Genomic DNA, 25,560 nt, shown 5'->3' with positions numbered 1-25,560 from the left:
GTTTCCGTTCATCCGCATGAGAAGCTCCTATCAACTGGATCATCTCCAGTACCTGGAAAGCGAAGCCATCCACGTGCTGCGCGAGGTCGCGGCCGAATTCGAACGGCCGTGCATCCTGTTTTCCGGCGGCAAGGACTCGATCTGCCTGCTCCGGTTGGCGGAAAAGGCGTTCCGCCCCTCGCCGATCCCCATGCCGCTGCTGAACATCGACACCGGCCATCACTTCCCCGAGCTCAACGAGTTTCGCGACCGCCGGGCACGCGAACTGGGCGCACGCCTCATCGTGCGCAAGGTCGAGGACGCCATCGCCAGGGGCATCGCCACACCCGCCCCCGGCGAGATCAGTCGCAACCGCCTGCAAATTCCCACCCTCCTGGCCGCCATCGAGGAATTCCAATTCGACGCCTGCGTGGGCGGCGCCCGGCGCGACGAGGAAAAGGCGCGTGCCAAGGAACGCTTCTTCAGTTTCCGCGACGCCTTCGGCCAGTGGGATCCGCGCAACCAGCGGCCCGAGGTCTGGAACCTCTACAACACACGCGTCAATCCCGGGGAGCACATGCGCGTCTTCCCCCTGTCCAACTGGACGGAGCTGGACGTCTGGGAGTACATCCGCAAGGAGAAGCTCGAAGTGCCCAGTATCTACTTCAGTCACAACCGGCTTTGCGTCCGGCGCCAGGGACAATGGCTGGCCGTCAACGACATCCTCCCGCCCCGACCCGGCGAGGAGGTCCGGGAACTGCGCGTCCGCGTCCGCACCATCGGCGACATCATCAGCACCGGCATGATCGAAAGCCCCGCCGACAGCATTGACGACATCATTGCCGAGGTGGCTGCAGCCCGGGTCACCGAGCGCGGCGCCCGTGCCGACGACCGCACCGGCGAAGCCGCCATGGAAGACCGCAAACGGCTCGGCTATTTCTGATCCCGCTTACCGTCGGACCTTGCACACCCATGACCACCCCTTCCATTGAAATCCTGCGGTTCAACACCTGCGGCAGCGTGGACGACGGCAAGTCCACCCTCATCGGCCGCCTGCTGTACGATTCCAAAAGCCTGATGGAAGACCAGCTGGAGGCGCTCCAGCGGTCAGCCGACCTGACCGGCGGCGGGCAGATCAACCTGGCCAACATCACCGACGGCCTGCGCGCCGAGCGCGAACAGGGCATCACCATTGACGTGGCCTACCGATACTTCGCCACCCCGCGCCGCCGGTTCATCGTCGCCGACACCCCCGGCCACGTCCAGTACACCCGCAACATGGTCACCGGCGCCTCCACAGCCAACCTCTCGGTCGTGCTGGTGGACGCCCGCCAGGGCGTCACCGAACAAACCCGCCGGCACGCCTGCATCGCCGCCCTGCTCGGCATTCCGCACATCGTTTTTGCCGTCAACAAGATGGATCTGGTGGACTGGAGCGAGGCGCGCTTCCTCGAAATCCGCGCCGAAATCGAGGCGTTCCTCCCCAAGCTCGACGCCTTCCGGGACGTCAAGTTCATCCCCATCAGCGCCCTGCACGGCGACAATGTGGTGGACCCGTCCCGGAACACACCCTGGTACGAAGGCCCCACACTGCTCCGGCATCTGGAAACCGTCCACATCGCCAGCGATTGGAACCTCACCCAGCTGCGCTTCCCCGTGCAGTGGATCAACCGGCCGCACCGGCCCACCGACCCCAAACTCCACGACTTCCGCGGTTTCAGCGGTCAACTGGCCGGCGGAATCGTCCGGGTCGGCCAACAGGTGCTCGTCCTGCCCTCCGGCTGGAAGACCACCGTACGCGAGATCTGGACACCCGAGGGCATCGAACCCGAAGCCTTCTGCCCACAGAGCATCACGCTGGTCCTTGAACACGACTTGGACATCAGCCGCGGCGACATGATCGTGGATCCCGATCAACTCCCGGGTATGAACACGGACGTGCTCGCCCGCATCTGCTGGATGCACACCAAACCACTCGTGCCGGGACGCAAGTTCCTCCTGAAACACACCACCCAGACCGTTCAAGCCGTTGTCAGTTCCATCGAGCACCGCCTGGACATCGCCACCTTCGAACCCCAGCCCGCGCCGGCCGAACTTCAGCTCAACGACATCGGCGAAGTCCGGATCCGCACCTCCCGGCCCCTCATCTACGACGGCTATCACACCAACCGCATGACCGGTTCGTTCATCCTCATCGAGCCCGGCACCAACGCCACCGTGGCCGCCGGCATGCTCCGCCCCCCGCTCGAACCGGCCAAACTCGAGTACACAGATTTCGTCATCTGAGTCCCGCCGTGGAGGGATCGGCGTGCCACTGGTGGCCATCCACGTTCTGCCTTTCCTCCCCTCACCGGGGGCAGTTCTCCCACGAGTCGAGGCGGGCTCTGCAGTTGAAACCTTTGCTGCGCTGACGACTGCGAAGGGGCCGAGGGCCCGTTCTTCATGCCGCCCATCCAGCGACAAACGCGCCAGCCCCACCAGCCCGAAACCAACCTCATCGAAGCCAGACGACGCGGTAAAAACTGGCCCCCGCAGGCCCCAGCGCCGGCGCGACGGCGATGGAACACTCCCACTCCACCCAAAAGTCCCGGGCGACAATTTCTGCATCTGCTTCAAAAACTCCCAACGCCGAGGCCGAGCGTTCGACCCGATAGCGCTCACCCGGGGCACTGTTCCAACGCAATCGCAGCCGCCAGTCCCCACCCGGTTGCAGGCGGCTCACGGTGGCCTGCAACCGGGGCGCCAAAACCCTCGGCACCTCGGCCTCATCGAACACGACACCCCAACGGTCCCGCGCAACCACTCGCAGCCGATCCCGTGACAACTCGCACTCCAGATGGTGAAACCGAGTCTCAAACCGCTCACTGAGGGGATCTCTCTCGGTCAGGGAGTAAAGCGTGTATCCGCCACCGCCTGTGGTCCACATGAACAGGGAACCGACAGGACGAAACCGCTCATAGACATGGTCATGGCCGAAGAAAGCCACCTGCACTCCGTACCGCTGCAACACCGGCAGCAGCCAGGTCTGCAATTCCACGCGGTCGGGCACTCCGTTCGTGTTGAGATCGTCGTATCGCCTGCCACCCGACGTGAACATCGGGCTGTGCATGAAAACAATTCTCCACGGCCGGTCTGTCCTGGCCAGGTCTTGTTCGAGCCATTGCAGCTGCAGGCTGTCAGCGCCCAACGCGTAGGCCTGCAGTTCCGGATAGGGTAGAAGCCCGGGAACAAACAGACTGACGAAGTGGGCGTCTCCCCGGTCGAAGGAGTAGAAGTGAGCCGTGCCGGTCAGGGAATTGGTCAACATGGCAAACGTCTCCAGGTAGGGAGTACCGGGAGGGGCCCGGTAGAGGGTGTTGTACACGTCATGGTTGCCCATCGTCGGATAAAGTGGCACGCGCCGTAGCAGAGGCCCAAACACGCTGAAGCACCGCAGATCCACCAGTTCCCGCGTCAATTCCGGATACACAAGGTCCCCGGTGTGAAGGATCAAATCCATTGCCGCTGTGGACAGACAGGAAACGACCTGAAGCTGGGGTAGTGTCCCCGACCCGCTGTCGCCAATCACAACAAACCGCAGGGGACCGTTCTCAAGAGGCGTTCGAAACGTTTCCGGAGGCGTGGCCAACCAACCGGTCTCGGTCCCCACTTCCACCTGGTAGGTCCACTCCCTGCCCGGCTGCAGCCCGTCAAGTTCGATCAGGTGGTTCGTCCCTTCACCAGCTGAGGACGACGCAAAAGACATCCCCCGGTCCGCAGGGCCGTGTCGAACTCGCACGGCCACGGGCGACGGGGTGCGAAAGGCGATCCATGCCCGGCGAGACTCCAAACGTTGAATGAGCGGGCCCCGCGTCAGGTTGGCTCGCAGCTCGCCTGACCAGAACAATGCGGCCACCTGGGAGGTATGACTCTGCACCTGAACGGCCAGGACGTTCATGCCCGTGTTCAACAGCCCACGGTACGCGCTCAGATCCAGCTCTCGCGTGTAAAACCGCCAGGAAAACGGCGCCGTCTGGTTCCAAACTTCCGGCGGTTGGCTCAGCCCCGTCCGATACACCTCCTGACCGTTCACCCACACGGCCAAGCCGCTTTGATAGCTCGCCCGCAGGATCAACCACCTCACCTGGGTCGGATCCTCCAACGTGAACCGGGTCCGAAAACACGCCGAAACTACGTTGGTCCGTTCCAGAACCGTCGCTTCGTCTCCCAGACCTGTGCCGAATCCCGAGCGCCCCTCCGGCCACTGTGAATCATCGAACTCGGTCCCCCACCAGCCCGGGGGAGGTCCCTGACTGTCCACACGATTGACCCGGTACCTCCACGAAGCGCCGACGGGCACCAACACGGGGTCCACGGCACCCGCGTGGAGTGGACCTGCTGACAGAAGCACCCAGATCAGTAAACCTGCCACCATCCCCCACATCAGGCGGCCTGATGACTCTCCCCCGCCTTCACCGCCATTCACCGCGCATCTGCCGCGCTGTGCATCAAGCAAGATGCCGCCCATGTTGTGGGAACGTTCCTCCTGAACAACCACTGCGGCCATGCTTCCTCCACAAATGGTCCACCGAATTTACACCCAAGCTCCGGATGTGAATGACCTTCAAGCCCGTCCACCTCCCCGGTGCAAGCATTTCCAACGCCGCGTCCAGTCCCGCCCCATGCTGCAGACTCCATGTTCGCTACGCTCGGCGTCCCACAGAGCGGCACGCTCTTCAGAGCTTCAACCGCATGCGGAAGAAGCGGGCTGTGTCTCCGGAAACCTTCACCGGGATTCTCTTCGGAACACGCACATCTTCCCAGCGCTCCACCTCTGTCCACTCGACGAGGTCACTGGACGTCTCCAGGATGACGGCTGACGGGACTACCGCGTCCGGCAGCCGGGCCATCCCCGGGAAGCGCAGCCAAATGAATTCGTCAGACCAGCCGCGCTCATACTCCAAACGAACCGGCTCCAGGACCACAACAGCAACGGGCGGACTGGTTACCGACCCGGCGGCGTTGCTGGCAACAAGCGTGTAACGGCCGGATTCCATGCCTGTCAGCCGATCCCAATGAGCCTGGGCATTCGTCCAACCAGGTTGCAGGACACCTTCGCGGAACCACTGAAAGCGGGCGGGCCACTCGCTCCAGACGCCCAGGTCCAACGAAAGGCTCTGCCCAGCAAAACCCACCACACGGTCGGGTACCGACCGAAACGCGGCACGTTCAACCCTCGCCGCGGCCACCACGGCATCAAACCACAGGCCGGAAGTGCCCAGCAGAGCCTGTACCCCCTCTCGATAAATGCGGCTCCTTTCCATCGATGTCAGCACTCGGTCGAAAACGAACACCTCGTCCGCTGCAAAGCCTCCGCCGCCGGAACGTCGAAGCAGGCGGATGGGCAGGGAGCCCGAAGGAATCCCTTGCGCCGGAACTTCCCAGGAACCTGCGTCATCCACTTGAATCCCCACGCGACGGCCGTCGAACCAACCGACAACCAAGCGCCATTGACCGGGTAGGATGCCCGGGACGGCCGCCTCCACCTCGGCCTGACCCACGCGAAAACGGTACCGGTTCGTCCGCGTACCGGTGTAATACAGCGCAAACACGCCGGGCTTTTCGATGGCTACCGTGCTTGGGTCGTTCCCACTCCTCCAGCCATACGAAAACCAACCGCCTACCGTGAATCCTTCGCCGATCGTCCAGGACTCCGATCCCGGCATCTCCATTCCTGCCGAGGTGCCGGCGTTGGTGGCAGCCAGGCCCCATCGGCCCGGAATCGAGTCCCAATTCGTTCCACCCTTTGCCAGCCGCTCGCCGGACATCACGTCCGCCCAGTCCTCCGCCGGCGAGTCGAACGGCCAGTAATACCGCGGGGACGTCTCAGCCGCATCAGCCCAGACCCTGAGAGCCACCAGGTTGCGGCCCGCACGGAACTGGGAAAGTGGCAATGAAAGCACAGGATTCGGTCCACCGCTGGCTGCAAAATCGGATTGGCTCAATCGGCCACTTTGCCTGGTGCCGCTGCTCGCATCGCTGCTCCCCACCGACTGGCCATTGACCCACAGCTGCCAGCGCGATCCCGCGCTCAGTTTCAACGTTGGCGCAGCCCCGGACTGCTCCGGACCCTCCCACCGAAACCATCCGCGAACTGCAACCGACTTCGGTGCCAAGCCCCATGCTTGGCGGAGGTCGCTGGTCAATCCGGAATGGCCGTAGCCAAGGGGCGACTTCAGTTTCGGCCACTCCTTCTCGGAAGCCTCGGGAGTCATCCACGCCGGGTCATTCACACGGGCGAAGTCTTGCACTGACCAGACCTGCGATTCAGGGCGCAACTCCATCCAAGCTTGCTCAGGAACCACCGCCATTGTAAGGGCCACGGACACCTCGCCACCCGAAGAAGTGGTGGACCCCGCCATCCAACGGATCCATCCCGGCCGGTGCGCACCCACAGGAACGCGCCAGCGAATCCATCCCAGCTCAGACTCCATCCACGCCCCGGGCGTGCCCATGACCAACCGCCACGGTGCCGACGAAGCGGATGGGCCCCACCACGGTGCGACCGGGACGGCAACCCCCTCCCCAGGCCGGACTACAAACCATGGGTCATCCCATCCGACGTCCGCGCTGCTGGTGTCGGCCCGCCCTGTCCCCATCAACGCCCACCCGCCAATAAAGTCGTTTTGGCCCGGACTCGTGTAACGGATGCGCAGATCGCCGTCTGAAGATCCTGCGTCCGCCGGCAAGGGAAACCTGTACAGGTTGTCCATTCCCTGCGACCCATCCACTCGGCGCCACTGTCCATCCCCACCCCATACCTCCAGCGTTGCCCCGGGCGAGATCCCGACCCCCAGCAGCAGAAACTCTTGTGGACGACGGCCCAGCCAACTCTCTGGAAATCGCCATTCCAAGGACCGCGTGTAAGCGTACCACTCCACGGCATCCTCCGCAGAAAGCGACACCACCTCCGGGGGCTTCCCCCTGGCTTTCAACCTCCGGAAGATGAGGTTCTCTGCATCCTGAAACGCCGTTCGGAACCGAACCGGGTTGTCCCAATTCGGAGAGTCCACGATTCGGAACCGGCCGTCATGCAGGTGCCAGTAGATCATCCCTGCAACACCGTTGCTCAAACAGAGAACCAGGCAGCCGGTGTCATAAGATCGGCCGTTGGTCGCCTGAGGGTTTGCCGTGCCCACAACAATCTGAGCCACTCTGGCCCGCCCCACCTCGTACGCTCGAACGGAATGCGCATGCTCGTGGCCGCTCAACACCCACAAGCGTCCCGCGTAATCACCTATCACTTCCTCCAGATCCGTGGCCAGTCCCCGGTACGTGGCCTTCTGCAAAAACGGCGGCACGTGAATGACGATAATCCGTTCCCGTCCAGGACCGGTCTGGACCCACTGTTGGCGAAGCCATTCCTTCTGTGCCACTGAACGTCCGCCGAAATTCCCGCAATTGAGCAGAAAAAACCTCGCACCGCCCACGTCCACCACTTGACGGGTCGGCATTTCCGGAAACCAGCGGCGGAACGTTTCTGCGTCCGCTTCCTCATCCAACTGGTCGTGGTTGCCGGGTACCCAAATGACGCCACCCGGTCCCACATTCGTCAGCTGCTGAACCACCCGTTTCCACAAAACGAACTCATTCGTACCCAGACGCCAGCTCCACTCCGTCGGCCTCCACCCGGGCATCGGCGCCAGAGCCTCGCACACATCTCCCCCGACGAGTACAGCATACGGAGCAGGACGCAGCGTGTTGAGAAAGCTCAACATCCGTGCATCCAGATTCGTCGTAACGGGATACAACGTGCCCGAAAGATTCAGGTGCACGTCGGATAGAAACACCACCGCGACGCTTTGGGGCGCATACGGGTCAAACCCCAGGGCGACACACGCTTCCTCGAAGGTCGCGAAAGTTCGCGTGCCCGCCCATGCGGTCAACGCGACCATCTGCATGCACCCGAGCAAGACTCCGACACGCCGCCGCATGACACCCGCCGTGAATCGCGCGGATTCTCCGAACCTCGCCCACCCGCCCCCACACGCCCAGCCACCACCGTCAATGGGTACGACGCCCACAGCAGCCGTTCGCGCGGGTGAATCCACCCCTCCTCCGGGGACAGCCCGGCCCGCCCAGCACAAGCCGGCCTCGCCCGGTGTCAATGAGCCCGTTCCCCACGACACAACGCGGGGAACGGGCTCGCTCGCCTCCGCACTTCCAGACTTGTCAACTACCGCTTCGGGGGCTGTCCGGAGGGCCCTGACGGTGAACCAGGTTGTCCCCCACCCGGCTGCCCGGTGGGAGATGAAGGTTTACTCTGTGGTTTCGAAGAAGGTTCACCCTTCGGTTTACCGGAAGCCGGCCCCTTGGGCGGTTGTCCGGACGGAGGATTCGTCTGAGCCATATGCGTCTTCAGTCGTTGGGTTACGGACCCGCACCACCGTGGCACCCTCGCCACACTGCGGCTCCTCACTGCAACCTTGATGGCAACAGACATGCCAATTCGCCCCGCGAAACGGACCCTCATGCGCAACCCACACAACGACAGCAAGCTGCGGAGGATCCCTCGTTGCCGGTCCCCGTTCAGCTTGCGCCGCGCCTGAGAAAAGAGGTACCATGGGTACCGGTTCTGTCGGAAGTGGCATTTCCTGATCAAACAGCTCATCGGCAAAGCAAGTTCCTATGCTACTCAAGGTCGCAGTACAGGTAGGTTCCGGCCCGCTGCGGGAGAGGTTGGAACGACTCTGTGAGAATCTGGACGTCGAGTTGGAAGCCCTGCCGGGCAGAAGCCTGGACCTTCAAAACGTCGCCAGGGCTGCATGTGACCTGTTGTTGATCGGGAAGAAGTTCCTTCGCCAACCGGCCTCGTCTGTCATGCAATCGCTCCGCTTGTTGCCTGAAAGCCCATGGATGGTGGTTTTGGAAGAGGACCTGCCGGAACCCGATGCGGCGCGCCTGATTGCCGCCGGGGTCGAGGCCGTGCTCTCGCCGCGCTTGCCGGACGAACATCTTGCCGAAGCCCTGCGCTCGATCCTCGACAAGCGACGCGCCTTTCTGGCGGCTGCCCGGCAGCAACGGCCGATGCCTTCTTTGGACGACTTCGTATCCATCAGCCCGGCGATGCAGGCCTTCCTGGACGTGGTGCGGCGTGTGGTGCCCACGGATGCCTCCCTTCTGATCCTGGGGGAGACGGGCGTTGGAAAGGAGCACCTGGCTCGAGCCATTCACGCAGCCAGCCCGCGGGCGAACGGACCTTGGATCGCCGTCAACTGCGCGGCGTTACCCGAAACATTGCTGGAAAGTGAACTGTTCGGCCACGAGGAGGGTGCCTTCACCGGTGCGGTTCGGACCCATCGCGGCAGCTTTGAGCTGGCGCATCGCGGAACCTTGTTTCTGGACGAGATCGGGGAAATGCCGCTTCACCTCCAGGTGAAGTTGCTGCGAGTCCTGCAGGAACATGCCGTCCGCCGCCTGGGCAGCGAACGCACCATCACCGTGGACGTGCGCGTGATGGCGGCCACCAATCGGGATCTCGTCGCCGATGTGGAAGCCGGCCGGTTCCGCCGGGACCTCTTCTTCCGCTTGGGCGTCATCACCCTGATAGTGCCTCCTCTTCGCGAACGCCGCGAAGACATACCCGCCCTCGTTGAGAGTCACCTTCGTTACCTTCGCACCCGTGTCAATCGGCCGGTCACCGGGATCACTCCGGAAGCACTCGCTGCCCTCCAACGTTACAACTGGCCTGGCAACGTTCGTGAACTCATGAACGTTCTCGAGCGCGCCATGCTTCTCTGCTCCGGTACGCAGATCACGCTCAACGACCTCCCTCATGCCATCCGGAACAATCCGAACAACGACGCAGGCACGCACCAGTCGGCCCGGCCGACCGGCACCACCGAACCGACGGACGAATGGAGCAATCGGGCTTGGGAGGAGGTGCGCCGAACGGAACTGGAGCGCATCGAACGCGCCTACTTCACGGCCTTGCTCCGACAGACCGGCGGGCGTGTGGGTGAGGCGGCACGCCGGGCGGGCATCACTCCTCGCGCGCTTTTCGAGAAAATGCGACGCCATGGTCTGCGCAAGGAGGACTTCCGAAATCATGTCCCCGCCCGGACATCATCCGACCCACCGTTGAAATGAAACCGCAAGACGCCCCAGCGACAGGCCTTGGACCGCCCTCCGGTTCCCCCTCGCAGGTCTGCCCGGTCGGGAGGTTCAGGACCAAGCCGTCCCCCGGCCGGGCCGGTTCAGCGGCGAGACCCTCGCGTACACGTACGCCTCCCCAGTCCAGCCCGGGGATACCGGGTGGGCTCCGACCGCGCCCGGCTTCTCCATCCAAGCGAACCGACTTCTTTGTGAACCTGCCGGGCACCCGACGGGCACGAACAGGTCGGAATCGCACCCGACCCGCATGGGCGGAGCGGGCCGTCCGCCGGCGCCCGGGCTGTTTCGCGGCGGCCCTGCCCCTTCAACGACAGGTCGGCACGGAACGACCCGCGCCCAGCACCGACGCAACGCCTTCCGCACGGCCGGCCTCCTCCACCACCCGCCGCATCTGAGCAAACCACCAAGCCGCCCGCGCCCGGCGTCGTTCGGCCTCCGTGCATCGCCGCAGCGCCCGGCGGTCCAGCTTCAGTTCCATCTGCATCATCCGGTTCATCCTTTCTCACCTCCGTTTGATTCGCCTCCATCCTGGCGAAGGGGGTGGGACAAATACCGACCAAGGGTGAAAAAATCCGGCGCCGGCTGACGTGGCGCCGCCAACGCGACAGGGCACGGCGAGGTCCGGAGGATTTGTCACCAATTCTCATGACATGCATGCAAGGGGGGGCCCGCGGTACGTTAGTCGTACAAAAGCCGTCCTCCGGACGATGAACAACCAACTCACGAGACCTCGCCCGGCGGGTGCACCGGCGCCGGCGCGCCACGCGCCCCGGTGGCGGTTGGTGCTGTGCCTCTGCCTGGGCACGGCGGTGCTGGCTTTGGGCCATGGATGCGGGCGATCGGGTGAAACACCGGAAGCTGCCGTCCCGGAACCTGCCGAGCCCGCCATGTCCGCCGGGCCGGCCCAGCCGGGCCCGCACTCTGCTGCACCACCGGGTGCCACCGAACCCACACCGGCGGTGGACCTGCAGACGCTCACGCAGGCCGTGCGCCGGTACGGGGCGGAACGACGCCGGGTGCCGGCCAACCTGGACGAGGTGGTGGCCGCCGGTTACATCCAGCAACTCCCTCCTCCTCCACCCGGCATGCGTTACGCCATCGAGCCCAAACGTCTGGAGGTGATCCTGGTCAAACCGTGATGTCCACACCGACCATGCCCCAACCCAGCCCAGGCCGCTTGCAACACTGCGGCCCCGGTCACCGGCCGGGTTTCACCCTGATCGAGTTGCTGGTGGTGATCGCGATTGTGGCCATTTTGGCGGGCATGCTCCTGCCGGCCCTTTCCAGGGCGAAGGCCAAGGCCCACACCACGCAATGCATGGCCAATCAGAAACAGATCGGCGTGGCGATGGCCCTGCACGTCAACGATAACAACGACATGTACCCTTACGCTGCGATCTACACCGGCGATTACATGTACCAGATGTCCTGGGACGATCTGCTGCACCGGAGCCTCGGCGGTACCGCGCCGCAGTCGGAACTGGACCTGGCCATCATGGACAGCGTCTACGTGCCCAGGCTGTTGAAGTGTCCCGCGGACAAGGTCCCGAACACGGTGGTGTGGGCGCAGTACGGCCAGCGCCGCACCTATTCCATGATTGAGGCGTCGCTCTCGGTGAACCGCTTTGGCGATCCGTTGCCTCCCACCACGCGCGGGGTGGGCGTGTATTACTGGTGGCGGGGCGTGGCCGGGCTGCCGAACTGGGAGCAGCCGGGATATAAAAGTTCCGTCGTCCAACAACCCGCACGCACCTTTCTGGTCGCCGAGAATCCCAAGACCAACAACATTGCCGGCAACTGCTGGCCCGCGGCGGTCCCGAGTCCGGCCCGCCAGCTCGAGGGGTACGGGGGACCCGTCTATTACCTTCACAACGGGCGATTCAACTACCTGTTTCATGACGGGCACAGCGAACTGCTGAAGGTCGAACAAACCATCGGCCGGGGTTCGCTCAACGACCCGCGCGGGTTCTGGACCGTGGTCGCCAACGACTGACAGCCCGCCCCACCCGAACCGGCGGTCGAATGCCCCGCGGCAGTGAGGGGAAATCTGTTGCGTCCGGAGCCGCCCTGGCCTAGAAGCTTGTGTATGCGATTCCGTTGGTGGATGGCTGCCGGACTCATGCTGACAGCCGGGTGGTGGGCTGCAAGCGCCACGGCCGTCGAAAGGCCCCGGTCCGAGCGCGGGCCGTTGTACGCACCGCATCATCCATTCGGTCGGGCGGAGCGGAAAGTCGTTCCCGACCGGAGCCTCGTCTCCCCAACCGGCCAGGCACATGAGAGCGGGGAGCGGGTTGAATCCGGGGCCCCCGCGGCCACCGGCCAGGCCGGCGCCCGGGCGGCCGGGAACCAGAAGCAGGGCGGACGCCCCGCGGAAGCGGCGAACGCAGTCTCCACAGGGGTCGCCTCGGCGCCGCTGCTTTTCGAGCCCCCGAAATCGCCGCTCACACCGGAACAACAGGCACGTCTGAGGGAACTGCTGGAGGAATACAAGGCCGACCGCATCACCGCAGAGGAGTATCACCGGGAGCGGGCGCGCGTTTTGAAAGAGGGGGGCCGCTGAGCCCGCGCCCCTCACCGTCCTTGAGCATCCGGGAAGGCAGGGCCGTTTCCGACCACGCAGGGTGACCCGTCTTATGCACCACTTTCGCTACCAGGACAACGAACTGTTTTGCGAGGGCGTCTCCGTGGAGGCCCTGGCGCGACGCCACGGCACCCCGCTGTACGTGTATTCCCAGCAGACCCTGACAGACAATTTCCGCCGGCTGGACGGGGCCTGGGCGGACGTGCGTCACCTCCCCTGCTATGCCGTCAAGGCCAATTCGAACCTGGCCATCCTGCGGCTCATGGTCGAGCTGGGCAGCGGTTTCGATGTTGTCAGCGGCGGCGAACTGCAGCGCGTGCTGGCCGCGGGCGGTCGAGCGGACCGCTGCGTGTTCGCCGGTGTGGCCAAAACGGAGGCTGAAATCGTAGCCGCGCTCCGTTCGGGCATCCACTGCTTCAATGTGGAAAGCGAACAGGAACTGGAGCGGATCGACCGCCTGGCCGGCGAGCTGGGTGTCGTGGCCCCGGTGGCCCTGCGGGTCAATCCCGACGTCGAGGCCCGGACCCACGCCAAGATCACCACCGGCACCTACGAAAACAAGTTCGGCATCCCGTTCGACCATGTCGAGAGCCTCTACGCGCGGGCGGCCCGGAAGCGGCATCTCTGGTTGCGCGGCCTGCAGATGCACATCGGATCGCAACTGACCCGCGTCCAGCCGTTCGAGGAAGCGGTTCAAAAAGTGGCGCCGCTGGCCCGTCGTCTGAAAGACAGGTACGGCATCGAGTTCTTCGACATCGGAGGCGGACTGGGCATCGTGTACGAGGACGCCCTGGCCAGCGGCGATCCCGCCTGGTGGCGGACTCCGCGGGCCCGGAAGATGTTGACCCCGGAAACCTACGCGGCGCGTTTGATCCCGCACCTGGCTCCGCTGGGGCTGCGCATCCTGATGGAGCCGGGCCGTTTCATCACCGGCAACGCCGGCATCCTGGTCACCCGGGTCGAATACATCAAACAGACGGGACGCAAAACCTTCGTCATTGTGGACGCTGCCATGACCGAGCTGATCCGTCCCGCCTTCTACGATGCCTACCATGAGATCGTGCCGGTGCGGCGCCGAAAAGCTGCCGTGACCGAATGTGACGTGGTGGGCGGCGTGTGCGAGTCGGGCGATTACTTCTGCAAGGATCGTCCCCTGCCCCTGCCGAAGCCGGGTGATCTGCTGGCCCTCTTCAGCGCGGGCGCCTACGGTTCCGCCATGGGATCCAACTACAACAGCCGGCCGCTGGCGGCCGAAGTGCTGGTCCACGGCCGCCGTGCAGCCCTGGTCCGGCAGCGTCAACCCCTGGAAGCCATCTGGCAGTGGGAACGGCCGGCGCCCTGGCAGGTCTGAACCGGTCCTGCTTGCGGGGTCATGGCACCGCCCGGGGATCCTGTCGCGGCGGGTTCTCGTCCGGGCAGGAAGCAGGGATCGGCCCGGCGGCGAAGGAACTTTACACCCGATCGCACGGGCGTCATCCTTTGACGCGATGACGCAACGTTCCAAGAATGCCGTTTCAGAGGCGCTTTTGTCGTCGGCGAGTGCCGGAATCGGCTCCGCGTGGCTGGACAGGCTGCACGAGGCCATCCAGCGGTCCCAATCCTTCTGGCTCGGCCAGCAAAAGCCCCAGGGTTACTGGATCGGCGAATTGTTCGTGGACGTCACGTTGGTGGCGGACATGGTGGCGTTCCATCACTGGGACCGCAGCGTGGACCCTGCCTGGCAGCGCAAGGCCGTGCGTCACATCTTCGACAAGCAACTGCCCGACGGCGGATGGAACATTTACCACGGCGGTCCCGCCGAGGTGAACGCCACCATCAAAGCCTATCTGGCTCTCAAGTTGGCCGGCATCCCGCCCACGCACCCGCGCATGCTGAAGGCCCGTGAAGTGGCGCGCTCGCTCGGCGGCGTGCCGCGCATGAACACATTTTCCAAGCTTTACCTCGCCCTGCTGGGGCTGTTCCCGTGGAAATACGTCCCCACCATCCCCTGCGAGGTGCTCCTGCTGGGCAAATGGTTCCGGGTGAACTTCTGGGACATGAGCAACTGGTCCCGGGCCATGCTGGTGCCCCTGGCCATCATCAACCATTTCCGCCCCACCCGGCCCTGCGGGGTGGACCTGGACGAGCTCTACCCCGAGGGTTTCCACGAGCGTGACCTCCGCCTGCCGCGCGATCCCGACTGGTTTACCTGGCGGAATTTCTTCCTGCTGCTGGACAAGGTGCACAAGTTCGCCGAGCTCTGGGTCCGGCTCGGCATTCATCCTTTCCGGCGCCGGGCGCTGCGCAAGGCCGAGCAATGGATGCTGGAACGGTTCGAAGGTTCCGACGGACTGGGGGCGATCTTCCCGGCCATGCTGAACTCCCTGATCGCCCTGAAGGCCCTGGGTTATCCGGACGACCACCCCGAGGTCATCCGCGCCCGCAAACACCTCAAGGAACTCGAACACGAAACGCCGGATTCCCTTCGCATCGAACCCTGTCTGTCGCCGGTCTGGGACACGGCCATCGTCACCATCGCCCTGCGCGAGTCCGGCCTGCCCGAAGACCATCCGGCCGTGGTGCGGGCCGCCGAATGGTTGCTGGATCGAGAGATCCGGTTCCGCGGCGACTGGCAGCACAAGAACCCCGCCCCGGTGGAACCGAGCGGCTGGGCCTTCGAGTTCAACAACAAGTGGAATCCGGACGTGGACGACACCGCCATGGTGCTGCTGGCGCTCCGGCAGGTCCCCACACACGATCCGGCCCGGCGCGACGCCGCCTACCGGCGCGGCCTGGACTGGATGCTCACTTTCCAATGCCGCGACGGCGGCTGGGCTGCGTTCGACAAGGATTGCACCAACAGCATCTTGGAAAAAGTGCCCTTTGCCGATCACAACGCCATGTTGGACCCGGAGTGCCCGGACATCACCGCCAGGGTCCTCGAGGTGATGGGCAGGGAAGGATTCGCTCTGGACCACCCGCAGGTCCGCCGGGCCGTTGCCTGGCTGCGATCGCATCAGGAGGCCGACGGTTCCTGGTACGGCCGCTGGGGCGTCAACTACATCTACGGCACGTGGCAGGTGTTGCGCGGTCTCCACGCCCTTGGCATGGACATGCACCAGCCCTGGTTGCTTCGCGCACGCGACTGGTTGGAGAGCGTGCAACACGAGGACGGCGGCTGGGGCGAACGTTGCAACACCTATGATGATCCGGTCTTCAAGGGTCAGGGGCCCAGCACCGCCTCACAGACCGCCTGGGCGGTCATGGCGCTGTGCACATTCGGGGATCCCCACCGCCCCTCGCTCCGGGCCGGCGTGGACTACCTGCTGCGCACCCAGAACCCGGACGGGACCTGGACCGAGGAGGAAACCACCGGCACCGGCTTCCCCAAGGTTTTTTACCTGAAGTACGACAGTTACCGGAACGCCTGGCCGTTGCTGGCCCTGGCGACCTACTGGAAACTGCTGCGCGGGCGAGGCTGAAGAACCGGCACGCGCCGCCCCTCTTGAAGCGGGCAGCGGTTCAGGCCGTCGAGCCTGGCTCCGGGCGGTCTTTTCATTGGCAGATCATCGAAAGGCAATCGACATGAGCACGGCACAAACCCAGAAACCGAAACACAAGGTTACGGTCATCCCCGGTGACGGCATCGGCCCGGAATGCATCCGGGCGGCCCAACGGATCGTGGAAGCGGCCGGCGCGGCCGTGGAATGGGAGGAGTGCGAGGCCGGAGCCTCGGTGTTCCGCAAGGGCATTGCCTCGGGCGTCCCGCAGGAGACCATCGAATCCGTCCGCCGTACCCGCGTGGTCCTGAAAGGCCCGCTCGAGACCCCGGTGGGCTACGGGGAAAAGAGCGCCAACGTCACCCTCCGCAAGCTCTTCGAGACCTACGGCAACATCCGGCCGGTGCGCGAGCTGCCCGGCGTGCCCACCCCCTACAGCGGCCGCGGCATCGATCTGGTGGTCGTCCGGGAGAATGTCGAGGACCTGTACGCCGGCATCGAACACATGCAGACGCCGGGCGTGGCCCAGTGTCTCAAACTCATCTCGGCCAAGGGCTGCGAGAAAATCGTCCGACTCGCCTTCGAGCTGGCCCGCGCCGAGGGACGCAAGCGCGTCCACTGCGCCACCAAGTCGAACATCATGAAACTGACCGAGGGCCTCTTGAAGCGGACCTTCGAGCGGATCCGCCCGGAGTACCCGGACATCGAGGCCCAGCACATCATCATCGACAACTGCGCCCATCAACTGGTCAAGCGCCCCGAGCAGTTCGAGGTGATCGTCACGACGAACATGAACGGGGACATCATCAGCGACCTGACCTCGGCGCTCATCGGCGGGCTGGGATTTGCGCCCTCGGCCAACATCGGCAACGAGGTCGCCATCTTCGAGGCCGTGCACGGTTCGGCGCCGAAGTACGCGGGCAGGAACGTCATCAACCCCACGGCGGTGATCCTCTCGGCCGTACTCATGCTCCGTCACCTGGGCGAGTTCGAGGCTGCGGCCCGGATCGAGCACGCCATCCTGGTCACGCTCGAGGAGGGCAAGGTCCGCACCGGCGACGTGGTGGGCTACGACAAGTGCGCCACCACCACCGCCTACACCGACGCGGTCATCGCCAACCTGGGACGCAAATCCGAGAAGTACCGTGTCCGCGACTACAAGCCCATCCGGCTGCCGCAGCTCGATGCGGCGCCGGACTTCGTCCGGGCCGAAAAGCGTCGCGTCATCGGCGTGGATCTCTTCCTCGAATCAGGCCAGTCGGCCGAGGAGCTCGGCCGGGGCCTGGAGGCGCTGGTCACCGATCTGCCGGTCAAACTGAAGATGATCTCCAACCGCGGCACCAAGGTGTATCCACCGACGGGCGCCATCACCGATTGCGTGGATCACTGGCGCTGTCGGTTCGTCTTGCGCGAAGAGTCCGGCGAGCTGGCCGACGCGGTCATTTTCCAACTCCTGGAGCGCGTCTCGGCAAAGTTCCGCTGGATGCACCTGGAGAAGTTGCAGGAATTCGACGGTGCCCGCGGGTTCACGATGGCCCAGGGCGAGGACTGAGCCCCGCAGGCAGCGGATTCGCCCGCAGCGGGTCGCTCCCCGGACAGGCGTCCCGGCAACGCCCATCGTGGCAGGCCGGGACCTGTGGAATGTTCAAATCTCCGGGTCCGGTCCGGCCTCGTCCGGGCCGGGCCCGATTCCTTTCAAGCCGGGGCCGGCTGGGCCGGCAAACCGATGTCGGCCGTCAACCGCGCCGCCGCAGCCGGGTCCACCCACCGCACCACTGCCAGGAAATTGTGGATGGTGGGGCTGTCCGGTTTGAGCCGGTAGATCTGACGCAGGCTGTTCAGCACGCGTTGATAGACGGACGCGTATTTCTCGTGCATCAGCCGGGTCACGTAACTCTGGAGTGCGGGATGGGCGATGGGATCGGTCTTGCCGTCGGGCCCGTACGGCAGGGCCGAACAGACGCGGATGAAGGTCATGGGATCCACCGCGCTGAGCGCCAGCCAGGATTGGCGCAGCTCGTCCGCGTCGTAGTGCGCGTGCAGCCGTTCGCGAATGGCCGCGGCCACCTCGCGCGGTTCGGCATGATGCAGCATTTGATTCTGGATCTGCTCCCAGGCCCGTTCCCGTTCCACCTCGGGCGGAAGGGTCGCCGGCGGGGCCTGCAGCTCGGTCACGGGCAGGCCCAGCGCCTGTGCCAGCTCCGTCGCCAGGGCCCGTGCCTTTTCCTTGGGGAGGCGTTCCGACCCCATCAGGGCATGCAACACCTTTTTTTGGCGTTCGACCGGGACCAGCCGCAGGATGGGAAGCCAGTCCGAAACGGCCGGGGTGGAACGCCCCCCGCTGGGGACCAGGTGCCGCACAAAATCCAGCACCACCACATCCAGGTCCGTGCTCTCCGGGGCGCGCAGGCGCAGAACGAACTTCAGTGTCCGGGCCCGTCCACCACCCTTGCCCACGTTGTTGATGATCATGAGACGGTGCTCCGGGCTCAGCACCAGGGCCAGCAGCGACTCCGCCTTTTTGATCGATTCCTCGCTCAGAACCGTGTCCGGCCGGGCGAACACCACCTGCTCCAGTAGCGCGGGCAACCGCTGCGCAAACACGACGTCCACCGGCTCGGTGCTCTGGTTCTCGTAAAAATGCAGCAGGTCCAGGATGAAGGACAGGCGGGTGAAGGTCTCCCGCTGGGCGAGCGCATCGGGTGACTCGCCGCGACTCTGCCGGATGCGGCGCAGCAGATCCAGCAGACCGGTCTTCTGTTCGGCCGACAGTGTCTCGTCCCGGCTGAGCAGCTCCTCCGCGTCCGGCCGGAATGCCAGGGCGATCTCCTCCGGTTTGGGACGCGGATTCAGTTTCGGGTCGGTGGTCATGTCCTGAAAACAGAAGAGTGCCGCCTCCCCGAACTGGCGCACGATCCGCTCGCGTGGCACCTGTCCCTTGACGAAGCAGCGCGTGGCCCGCACCACCGGGGGCGTGAAAAACCGTTCCGGCTCCTCCACCAGCGCCTGCAGCATCTCGTGCTCCAACGGCGTCTCCAGACGCATGAGCTCCCGAACCGCCTCCCGGGCCGCCTCCCGCAACCGATTCTTGGTCTCCTCCAGCGCCTCCAACAGCGGGGGCCGGGCCATTTCCGCATCGGCCTGTCCCTTGCCCAACGCGGTCAGGATGTCACTGACGTGGGTGTTGTGCTCCACCAGACGGGAGACGAACGTCCCGACATCCTGAATGGGCAGCTTGCTCACCAGCCCGGTCAGCAACAGCACCAGTTCGCCATGGGATTTCTGCCGGTGCTCGATCACCCGCTCCAGCAGGCGACGCAACGACCGGACCTCCTCCTCCAGCACCGTGCAACGGGAGGTCAACTGTTCCAACCGCAGACGGACCTCGGGCCATTCACGCTGGAGGTCGTTGCCCGTCGGCGGCTCGGTCGCGCGTCCGCTCTGGGTCGTCTCCTCTGCCATGCAACGGAATGTGCCGCAGCCCCCCGGCCCTTTTCCACTCAAATTTCCGCCGGGAAAACCCGCAGTCGCGCCGCAACCGGCGATCAGCCGCCCGGTCGGGGGTCGTACACCTGCAAGGTCTCCAGCACCGCGCGGACGCGCGGCACCTCGTGGGTCCGGAACAGATCGGTCCGGCCCAGCGCGGCCAGCACGGCGAAGAACGGCTCGGCACAGCGCACCTCCTCGCCGAAGTATTCGAACGCATGCGGCAGGGCGTGGCAGATCGGACAACCCAGCGTGCGCAACCGGAACGTCTGCAGGAACACCCGCATCTGATGCCGCACCCGCATCGCACTGTCCTGCAGGTTGCGATAGTAGAAACCCAGACCCGGATCGAGGATCACCTTCCCCACCCCGCGTGCGCGCGCCCGGTCCCGTTCCCGGGCGAACCATTCGGCCATGCGACCCACCATGTCCGCGTCGAATTCGAAGTCGCCCACGGCACGGACATGCGCCCCCTGGACATAGCAGAGGATCACCGCCGCATCGTATGCCGCCACCAGGTCGTACACGGCGTCGGCCTCCGCCGTGCCGGTGAGGTTGATCACCTGCGCACCCGCTTCCAGCACGGCACGCGCCACCGCCGCGGAGTAGGTTTCCACCGACACGACGATGCCGGCGGCGGCCAATTCGCGCACGACGGGACAGAGCCGGCTCTGCTGGAGCGCCTCCTCCACACGGGCCGCGTGAGCCAGGGTGGACTCGGCCCCCACGTCCACCAGGTCCGCTCCCTGGGCCGTCAGGATCCGGCCGCGCCGCACGGCACTCTCGGTGGTCAGGCAGACGCTCTCGCGGTACCAGGAGTCCGGAGAAAGGTTGATCACGCCCATCAGCACCGGGCGCCGTCCGAACGGCAGTTCCCGACGGCCCAGGAAGATCGGGCGCACCTCGGCCCGAAGAGCCCCGCCGTATTCCTGCACCAGCTCCGCCAGATGCTCCAACGTCAACATGTACCCACCATGCGGCCGGACCGTGCGAGGTCACAACCGAAAAGCGTGTCCGGCACCAACGTGCCCGGTCCGCCCGGGTCAACCGCGCGCCGGTCGGGCCGGGTCCGCCGGTTCTTCCGCCGCCGCCTGTTCCTCGGCGTAGTAACGGTAGCGGTTGATCCGGTACACCCAGGCCAGGACCTCTGCCACCGCGGCGTACAGCGAGGTCGGGATCTCGCCTCCCACGGGGGTGTGCTTGTAGAGGAGGCGTGCCAGGGGCGGGTTCTCCACGATGGGCACGTGATGTTGGCGGGCGATCTCGCGGATTTGCAGGGCCTGCAGCCGGATGCCCTTGGCCACCACCCGCGGGGCCCGCATGGTGCGGCGATCATAGCGCAAGGCCACCGCCACGTGGGTGGGGTTGGTCACCACCACATCCGCACGCGGGACCATGGCATGCTGCTGCGCGCGCGAGAGGGTCCGGCGCCGGCGCCGCGCCGCCTTCACCAGGGGATTGCCCTCGGTGTGTTTGAGTTCTTCCTTCAGTTCCTCCCGGGTCATCATCAGGTCGCGATGGGTGCGCCAGGCCTGGTAGGCGTAGTCCACCACCGCAAGCGCCAGCAACACGAGCGCGATGCGCAACAACAGCCGGAGCGAGGTCTCGCCCAGAAACCCGGCCATGCGCCCCACGCTGACCGAGGTGGCAAAGATCGGATCCGCCAGCACCGACCGGATTTCCGTGATCGTGAGGCCCAGGATCACGGCAAACTTCACCAGCGTCAACCCGGTCACCGGGATTTGGCGCACCGAGAAGATGCGCTTGAGGCCCGAGACGGGATTGAGCCTGCCCCAGTTGGGGGTGAGCGCCTCGGAGGCGGTGTTGAAGCGGTTTTGGATCGCCCCGGCCAGCAGGCCGGCCAGCATGGCTCCCAGCACCAGCGGGGCGGCGCACTGGATGAACACCCAACACCCGCCCAACGCATATCCGGGCAGCGAGGTGAGGCTCACCGGCGTGTCGTGAAGGTGTCCCAGAACGCCGGCCGTCGCCGTGACCAACCGGCCCCAGACCTCACGTCCGGCGAAGCTCAGGGCCAGACCACCACCCAACAGGACGAACGCGGTCTGCAGCTCGGCGCTGCGGGCGATCTGCCCGCGTTTCGCCGCCTCTTCCAACCGGCGCGGTGTCGGTTGTTCGGTCTTTTCGCCCGTGTGCTCGGCCATGGGGAGCCCGGTGCGGAAGGTCTTCAGCCGCCGTGCAGCAGGCGGGCCACGGTCAGCAGGTCATCCGGCAGCCGGTGCAGATAGTTGAGGACGTACTGGGCCGTCAGGTGGAGCGTCAGCCCCAGCACCAACAGGCCGCCGGCAATGCGAAAGGCGAAGCTCTCGGCAAAGACGTTCATCTGCGGGACCGCGCGGCTGAACAGGCTGAAGACGATCAGGATCACGAACGAAACGGCGACGACCGGCGCGGCCATCTGGACGGCCACGCGGAAGATGAGGGCCGAATGCTGCACCACCGCCTCGAACAAGGCCGGCTCCAGATGCACACCGCCCGCAGGCAGCACGCTGTAGGCCCGCCAGAAGCCGGCCAGCATCCAGTGATGCAGATCCAGCGTGAGCATCGTCACCGCCGCCAGCAGGAAGAGGATCATGCCCGGGGCACCCGTGCTCTGCCGCTGCAAGGGGTCCAGCAGCGCGCCGATGTTCAAACCCGTTTCCATTCCGATCACGTGGGCCGCCAGGTCCACCGCGTAGAAGACCATGCGCGCCACGAATCCCAGGATCAGTCCGACACACACCTCCCCGGCCATCAGCAGAATCAGATCGCCCAGGCCAAGCGGCCCCAGGGACACGGGAGGCAGCAACGGACCCAGAAACAGGGCCACGAAAAGCCCCATGGCCGCACGCAGGATCCCGGGAAAATGAATGGCGGAAAAAAACGGCAGCACCTGCAGGAAGGCGCTCACCCGCAGGAACACCAGCGCCATGTTGACCGCCTGAATCTCCAGCGCCGTGCCCATGCTCTCAGAGGGTCATCTCGGGGATGCGCCCGATCACCGCCGTGGCGAAGTCCACCAGCATCCGCACCATCCACGGCAACAACAGCAGGAGCACGCCCACCACCGCCAGGGCCTTGGGCACGAAGGTCAGCGTGTGTTCGTGGATGGTGGTCACCGCCTGGAAGAGACTCACCGCCAGGCCCACCAACATGGCCGCCAGCAGCACCGGCGCCGCCAGCAGCAGCGCCGTGAAGATCATGTTGCGCAGCAGTTCGATGGCGAATTCGGGATTCATGATCGTTGCTCAAAGCCCCAGGCTCCGCACCAGGGATTGCACCACCAGCGTCCAGCCGTCCACCAAAACGAACAGCAGGAGTTTCAGCGGCAGGGAGATCATCATGGGCGGCATCATCATCATGCCCATGCTCATCAGCACGGTCGCCACCACCAGGTCAATGAGGATGAAGGGCACAAAGATGAGAAACCCCATCTGAAAGGCGGTGCGAAGCTCGCTCAGGACATAGGCCGGGATCACCACCCGCAGCGGCAGTCGCTCCGGCTCGGTCGGTTCCATCCGGGCCATGGTCATGAACAGCTCCACGTCCCTGGGCCGTGTCTGGCGCAGCATGAAGGTGCGAAGATGCACAGCCGTGCGGTCCAGGGCCTGTTGCGCGGTGATCTGCCGGGCCTGGTAGGGGGCCAGGGCGTCCTCGTGGATCCGTTCCCAGACCGGTGCCATGACGAACCAGGTGATGAAGAGGGACAGGCCCACGATGATCTGATTGGCAGGCGTGCCCTGCAGTTGGAGCGCCGTGCGCACGAAGGAAAGCACGATGACCACCCGGGTGAAACAGGTCATCAGCAGGAGGATGGCCGGCGCCAGCGAGAGGAGGGTGATCACCAGCAGGACCTTCAACGCGACGTCCACGTCTTGTGGGGCGTTTTCGGAGCCGATGGTGATCTGGACGGGGCCGAACCCGGTGACGAGGTTCGTGGACTGGGCCCCGGCCCAAAGAGCGCCGGACAACAGGAACAACGCCACCCACCAGCCGACCCGGCGCCGGCGCGGCCGGGCGGGCACTTGCACGCCGGCGGTACGACCGGCAATCGCAGGCGGATGCGCCAGGTTCATGATCGCGGATGCAACGCGCGCCGGAGCATGTCGGCAAAGGAGTGCGGGAGGGGCACCGCCCGGACCGGCGTGGAAGCGGGTTGGGGTTGGGTGACCGGGGCGGGCTCGCCGGTCCCCGGCGGCAGGTGGGTGAGAAGTTGCACGCCCTGCGGCGATCCCGCCAGAAGCAGCCGTTCCTGTTCGTAGGCGACGACGTACAAGGTCTGGCGTCCGCCCAAGGGCCGCACTTCGAGGATGCGCAACTTCGGTTCGGTTCCCCGGCACATCAGGCGTTGCCAGTTTCGGTACAACCAGACGCCCACGCCGAACAGGCCGAGCACCACCGCCAGGGCCACCATCACCCGCACCAGTGCCGCGCCCGGATCCGGCAGGGGGCCCGGAGACACGGCCGCCGAAAGGGGTGCCGCCCCGTCACCCGTGACCTCCGCCGCCCGCAGGAGGACCGGTGCCAAAACGATCCAGGCGATCGCCACCCGGCGACGCCCGGTGCCGCGTTGAGGCGCTGTGGTGCACATCGTTTGGAAGGGACGGCCGGTTCCGTTCACGTCGGGGAAGAGCCGGCGATGACCTCGGTGATTTTGACGCCGAATCGGTCTTCGATCACCACCACCTCGCCCCGCGCGATGAGCTTGCCGTTGACGGTCAGGTCCACGGGCGCATCGGCGGGTTTGTCCAGTTGCACGACCGATCCCACCTGCAACTGGAGCACCTCGCGCATGGGCAGTTGGCAGGCGCCCAGTTCGATGCTCAGGTTCACCGGAACGTCGAGCACCAGTTCGAGGTTTTGGGGAGGAGAAGCTGCTGCGCTCATGGGAAAACCTTCAGGTGGAAACCGGTGCCGTCAGTTCCACCGCCCATCGGCCGCCCCGCACGCCGGGCCGGCCCAGGAACCGGGGCACGCCGTTGAGCCGGAGGCGGACCAGTACCGCCGGATCGTCCAACATCAGCACACTGCCGGGTTGCAGACGGCCCAGGTCGCCGGCGGTCATTTGCAGCCCGGTCCATTCCACGGCGACGGGGACCGGCAGGTCATCGAACTCGTGTTTCCAAGAGGGTCGGGGCGCGGTGGAGGGTCCGGCCGGAGTATCGGCCAGTGGAGGCGCCAGCAACCGGGTCAGCGGTTCCAGCGTGGCGTACGGAAAGGCCATCTGCAGACTCTCGCGGTACTCGCCCGGCCCGCCCTTCAGGTCGAGAACCAGGATGGCCGCATCCGGAGGGGACGTCTGGAGGAAGCGGCTGTTGGTTTCGTGCCCCAGGATGAACGGCCGCAGATCCCGCATCTCCGGCCAGTGCAGGCACCATTCCTGGAGGATGAGCTGCTGGATCTGATCAAGGAGGGCCACCTCGATCTCGCTGAGGTCCCGCTCGGTCTCCGGCGGCAGGCCCATTCCGCCGAGCAAACGGTCCACCAGGGCCAGACCCAGCTTCGGCGGGATCACCAGCAATCCCACTCCCTTCAACGGATCCACCTTGAACAGCGTGATGTGCGTGGGCTGCGGAAGCGCGTCGGTGAACTTCTGGTAACCCACGATGGAAATGCGCTCCAGGTGCAGGCCGAATTCGATGCGGAGCAGCACCGCCAGCCGCGCAGAGAGCGAACGCAGGAACTGTTCGTGTCGGAGCCGGATCCGGCGCAGCTCGCTCGGGGCCAGGAACCCCGACTGGCGAAAGTCGTAGGGCCGCACGCGCTCTCCGGGCACCGTGGTGCGACGCCCCTGCGGGGTCAGCACCTGCACGGCCTGTGCCGTTTCAACAGCGGCGGTGCCGTCGGGCGAAGGGACATCCGGAACGGTTTCCGACATGGCCA

General features: G+C 65.3%; 21 protein-coding genes. 9 read left to right on the top strand and 12 right to left on the bottom strand.

All coding sequences use genetic code 11. From position 1 onward, the window contains the following. The first annotated feature begins 16 nt into the window (after positions 1-16). Entirely contained in the window at positions 17-922 is a 906-nt protein-coding gene (cysD, locus tag ACPDIX_RS06605) for a sulfate adenylyltransferase subunit CysD (protein ID WP_423430988.1), read from the top strand. 29 nt (positions 923-951) lie between these two features. Beyond that, positions 952-2,265 (top strand): sulfate adenylyltransferase subunit 1, encoded by a 1,314-nt coding sequence (locus ACPDIX_RS06600; RefSeq protein WP_423430987.1) that lies wholly within the window; start codon positions 952-954, stop codon positions 2,263-2,265. Positions 2,266-2,473: 208 nt separating this feature from the next. Here ACPDIX_RS06600 and ACPDIX_RS06595 read toward each other — a convergent pair whose 3' ends face one another. Continuing rightward, positions 2,474-4,369, bottom strand: coding sequence for a metallophosphoesterase family protein (locus ACPDIX_RS06595; protein WP_423430986.1), 1,896 nt, complete (start codon positions 4,367-4,369; stop codon positions 2,474-2,476). A 325-nt stretch (positions 4,370-4,694) separates the two neighbouring features. After that, positions 4,695-7,919, bottom strand: coding sequence for a metallophosphoesterase (locus ACPDIX_RS06590; RefSeq protein WP_423430985.1), 3,225 nt, complete (start codon positions 7,917-7,919; stop codon positions 4,695-4,697). A 727-nt stretch (positions 7,920-8,646) separates the two neighbouring features. On the opposite strand from ACPDIX_RS06590, the gene ACPDIX_RS06585 reads away from it, so the two are divergent. Beyond that, complete coding sequence (locus ACPDIX_RS06585; protein ID WP_423430984.1) at positions 8,647-10,107, top strand: sigma-54 interaction domain-containing protein; 1,461 nt, start codon at positions 8,647-8,649, stop codon at positions 10,105-10,107. Between the two features lie 328 nt (positions 10,108-10,435). On the opposite strand, the gene ACPDIX_RS06580 is transcribed toward ACPDIX_RS06585, so the two are convergent. After that, positions 10,436-10,627 (bottom strand): hypothetical protein, encoded by a 192-nt coding sequence (locus ACPDIX_RS06580; protein WP_423430983.1) that lies wholly within the window; start codon positions 10,625-10,627, stop codon positions 10,436-10,438. A gap of 211 nt (positions 10,628-10,838) precedes the next feature. On the opposite strand from ACPDIX_RS06580, the gene ACPDIX_RS06575 reads away from it, so the two are divergent. The 6 genes from ACPDIX_RS06575 to ACPDIX_RS06550 all read left to right on the top strand — a co-directional run bounded on the left by ACPDIX_RS06575 (position 10,839) and on the right by ACPDIX_RS06550 (position 17,743). Then, positions 10,839-11,270 carry a hypothetical protein gene (locus ACPDIX_RS06575; protein WP_423430982.1) on the top strand — a complete coding sequence of 144 codons (432 nt, stop codon included), beginning with the start codon at positions 10,839-10,841 and terminating at the stop codon, positions 11,268-11,270. A 38-nt stretch (positions 11,271-11,308) separates the two neighbouring features. Continuing rightward, on the top strand, positions 11,309-12,124 hold the full coding sequence (locus ACPDIX_RS06570; RefSeq protein WP_423430981.1) for a type II secretion system protein: 816 nt from the start codon (positions 11,309-11,311) through the stop codon (positions 12,122-12,124). 93 nt (positions 12,125-12,217) lie between these two features. Further along, on the top strand, positions 12,218-12,691 hold the full coding sequence (locus ACPDIX_RS06565) for a hypothetical protein (protein ID WP_423430980.1): 474 nt from the start codon (positions 12,218-12,220) through the stop codon (positions 12,689-12,691). A gap of 73 nt (positions 12,692-12,764) precedes the next feature. After that, on the top strand, positions 12,765-14,063 hold the full coding sequence (gene lysA / locus ACPDIX_RS06560; RefSeq protein WP_423430979.1) for a diaminopimelate decarboxylase: 1,299 nt from the start codon (positions 12,765-12,767) through the stop codon (positions 14,061-14,063). A 136-nt stretch (positions 14,064-14,199) separates the two neighbouring features. Next, the gene (shc, locus tag ACPDIX_RS06555; protein WP_423430978.1) at positions 14,200-16,173 is read left to right on the top strand and encodes a squalene--hopene cyclase; all 1,974 of its coding nucleotides are present in this window, start codon (positions 14,200-14,202) and stop codon (positions 16,171-16,173) included. Positions 16,174-16,276: 103 nt separating this feature from the next. After that, on the top strand, positions 16,277-17,743 hold the full coding sequence (locus ACPDIX_RS06550) for an NADP-dependent isocitrate dehydrogenase (RefSeq protein ID WP_423430977.1): 1,467 nt from the start codon (positions 16,277-16,279) through the stop codon (positions 17,741-17,743). A gap of 143 nt (positions 17,744-17,886) precedes the next feature. On the opposite strand, the gene ACPDIX_RS06545 is transcribed toward ACPDIX_RS06550, so the two are convergent. From ACPDIX_RS06545 to ACPDIX_RS06505, 9 genes are all read right to left on the bottom strand, one after another. Further along, positions 17,887-19,653, bottom strand: coding sequence for a hypothetical protein (locus ACPDIX_RS06545; RefSeq protein ID WP_423430976.1), 1,767 nt, complete (start codon positions 19,651-19,653; stop codon positions 17,887-17,889). Between the two features lie 83 nt (positions 19,654-19,736). After that, positions 19,737-20,642, bottom strand: coding sequence for a dihydropteroate synthase (locus ACPDIX_RS06540; RefSeq protein WP_423430975.1), 906 nt, complete (start codon positions 20,640-20,642; stop codon positions 19,737-19,739). A gap of 78 nt (positions 20,643-20,720) precedes the next feature. Beyond that, the gene (locus tag ACPDIX_RS06535; RefSeq protein WP_423430974.1) at positions 20,721-21,842 is read right to left on the bottom strand and encodes an EscU/YscU/HrcU family type III secretion system export apparatus switch protein; all 1,122 of its coding nucleotides are present in this window, start codon (positions 21,840-21,842) and stop codon (positions 20,721-20,723) included. A 23-nt stretch (positions 21,843-21,865) separates the two neighbouring features. Beyond that, positions 21,866-22,642: a flagellar biosynthetic protein FliR gene (locus tag ACPDIX_RS06530; protein WP_423430973.1), complete on the bottom strand. Its 777-nt coding sequence runs from the start codon at positions 22,640-22,642 to the stop codon at positions 21,866-21,868. A gap of 4 nt (positions 22,643-22,646) precedes the next feature. Next, on the bottom strand, positions 22,647-22,916 hold the full coding sequence (gene fliQ, locus ACPDIX_RS06525; RefSeq protein ID WP_423430972.1) for a flagellar biosynthesis protein FliQ: 270 nt from the start codon (positions 22,914-22,916) through the stop codon (positions 22,647-22,649). 9 nt (positions 22,917-22,925) lie between these two features. Then, on the bottom strand, positions 22,926-23,753 hold the full coding sequence (gene fliP, locus ACPDIX_RS06520) for a flagellar type III secretion system pore protein FliP (protein ID WP_423430971.1): 828 nt from the start codon (positions 23,751-23,753) through the stop codon (positions 22,926-22,928). Beyond that, a complete protein-coding gene (locus tag ACPDIX_RS06515; RefSeq protein ID WP_423430970.1) occupies positions 23,750-24,268 on the bottom strand; it encodes a FliO/MopB family protein in 519 nt (172 codons plus the stop codon). Before ACPDIX_RS06515 ends, fliP begins: the two co-directional genes overlap by 4 nt. Positions 24,269-24,294: 26 nt before the next feature. Next, positions 24,295-24,564 (bottom strand): flagellar motor switch protein FliN, encoded by a 270-nt coding sequence (gene fliN / locus ACPDIX_RS06510; RefSeq protein ID WP_423430969.1) that lies wholly within the window; start codon positions 24,562-24,564, stop codon positions 24,295-24,297. A 10-nt stretch (positions 24,565-24,574) separates the two neighbouring features. Continuing rightward, complete coding sequence (locus tag ACPDIX_RS06505; protein ID WP_423430968.1) at positions 24,575-25,555, bottom strand: flagellar motor switch protein FliM; 981 nt, start codon at positions 25,553-25,555, stop codon at positions 24,575-24,577. Positions 25,556-25,560 lie beyond the last annotated feature (5 nt).

The organism is Limisphaera sp. 4302-co (genome assembly GCF_049537155.1).
In the GTDB taxonomy this organism is placed as follows: domain Bacteria; phylum Verrucomicrobiota; class Verrucomicrobiia; order Limisphaerales; family Limisphaeraceae; genus Limisphaera.
This window is presented reverse-complemented; position numbering and strand designations above follow the sequence as displayed.

Bases quoted from the DNA above. Each gene is read 5' to 3' on its own strand.
- cysD (WP_423430988.1), top strand. From the start codon at position 17: ATGAGAAGCTCCTATCAACTGGATCATCTCCAGTACCTGGAAAGCGAA.
- ACPDIX_RS06600 (WP_423430987.1), top strand. From the start codon at position 952: ATGACCACCCCTTCCATTGAAATCCTGCGGTTCAACACCTGCGGCAGC.
- ACPDIX_RS06590 (WP_423430985.1), bottom strand. From the start codon at position 7,919: ATGCAGATGGTCGCGTTGACCGCATGGGCGGGCACGCGAACTTTCGCG.
- ACPDIX_RS06585 (WP_423430984.1), top strand. From the start codon at position 8,647: ATGCTACTCAAGGTCGCAGTACAGGTAGGTTCCGGCCCGCTGCGGGAG.
- ACPDIX_RS06580 (WP_423430983.1), bottom strand. From the start codon at position 10,627: ATGAACCGGATGATGCAGATGGAACTGAAGCTGGACCGCCGGGCGCTG.
- ACPDIX_RS06575 (WP_423430982.1), top strand. From the start codon at position 10,839: ATGAACAACCAACTCACGAGACCTCGCCCGGCGGGTGCACCGGCGCCG.
- ACPDIX_RS06565 (WP_423430980.1), top strand. From the start codon at position 12,218: ATGCGATTCCGTTGGTGGATGGCTGCCGGACTCATGCTGACAGCCGGG.
- lysA (WP_423430979.1), top strand. From the start codon at position 12,765: ATGCACCACTTTCGCTACCAGGACAACGAACTGTTTTGCGAGGGCGTC.
- shc (WP_423430978.1), top strand. From the start codon at position 14,200: ATGACGCAACGTTCCAAGAATGCCGTTTCAGAGGCGCTTTTGTCGTCG.
- ACPDIX_RS06550 (WP_423430977.1), top strand. From the start codon at position 16,277: ATGAGCACGGCACAAACCCAGAAACCGAAACACAAGGTTACGGTCATC.
- ACPDIX_RS06545 (WP_423430976.1), bottom strand. From the start codon at position 19,653: ATGGCAGAGGAGACGACCCAGAGCGGACGCGCGACCGAGCCGCCGACG.
- ACPDIX_RS06540 (WP_423430975.1), bottom strand. From the start codon at position 20,642: ATGTTGACGTTGGAGCATCTGGCGGAGCTGGTGCAGGAATACGGCGGG.
- ACPDIX_RS06535 (WP_423430974.1), bottom strand. From the start codon at position 21,842: ATGGCCGAGCACACGGGCGAAAAGACCGAACAACCGACACCGCGCCGG.
- ACPDIX_RS06530 (WP_423430973.1), bottom strand. From the start codon at position 22,642: ATGGGCACGGCGCTGGAGATTCAGGCGGTCAACATGGCGCTGGTGTTC.
- fliQ (WP_423430972.1), bottom strand. From the start codon at position 22,916: ATGAATCCCGAATTCGCCATCGAACTGCTGCGCAACATGATCTTCACG.
- fliP (WP_423430971.1), bottom strand. From the start codon at position 23,753: ATGAACCTGGCGCATCCGCCTGCGATTGCCGGTCGTACCGCCGGCGTG.
- ACPDIX_RS06515 (WP_423430970.1), bottom strand. From the start codon at position 24,268: ATGTGCACCACAGCGCCTCAACGCGGCACCGGGCGTCGCCGGGTGGCG.
- fliN (WP_423430969.1), bottom strand. From the start codon at position 24,564: ATGAGCGCAGCAGCTTCTCCTCCCCAAAACCTCGAACTGGTGCTCGAC.
- ACPDIX_RS06505 (WP_423430968.1), bottom strand. From the start codon at position 25,555: ATGTCGGAAACCGTTCCGGATGTCCCTTCGCCCGACGGCACCGCCGCT.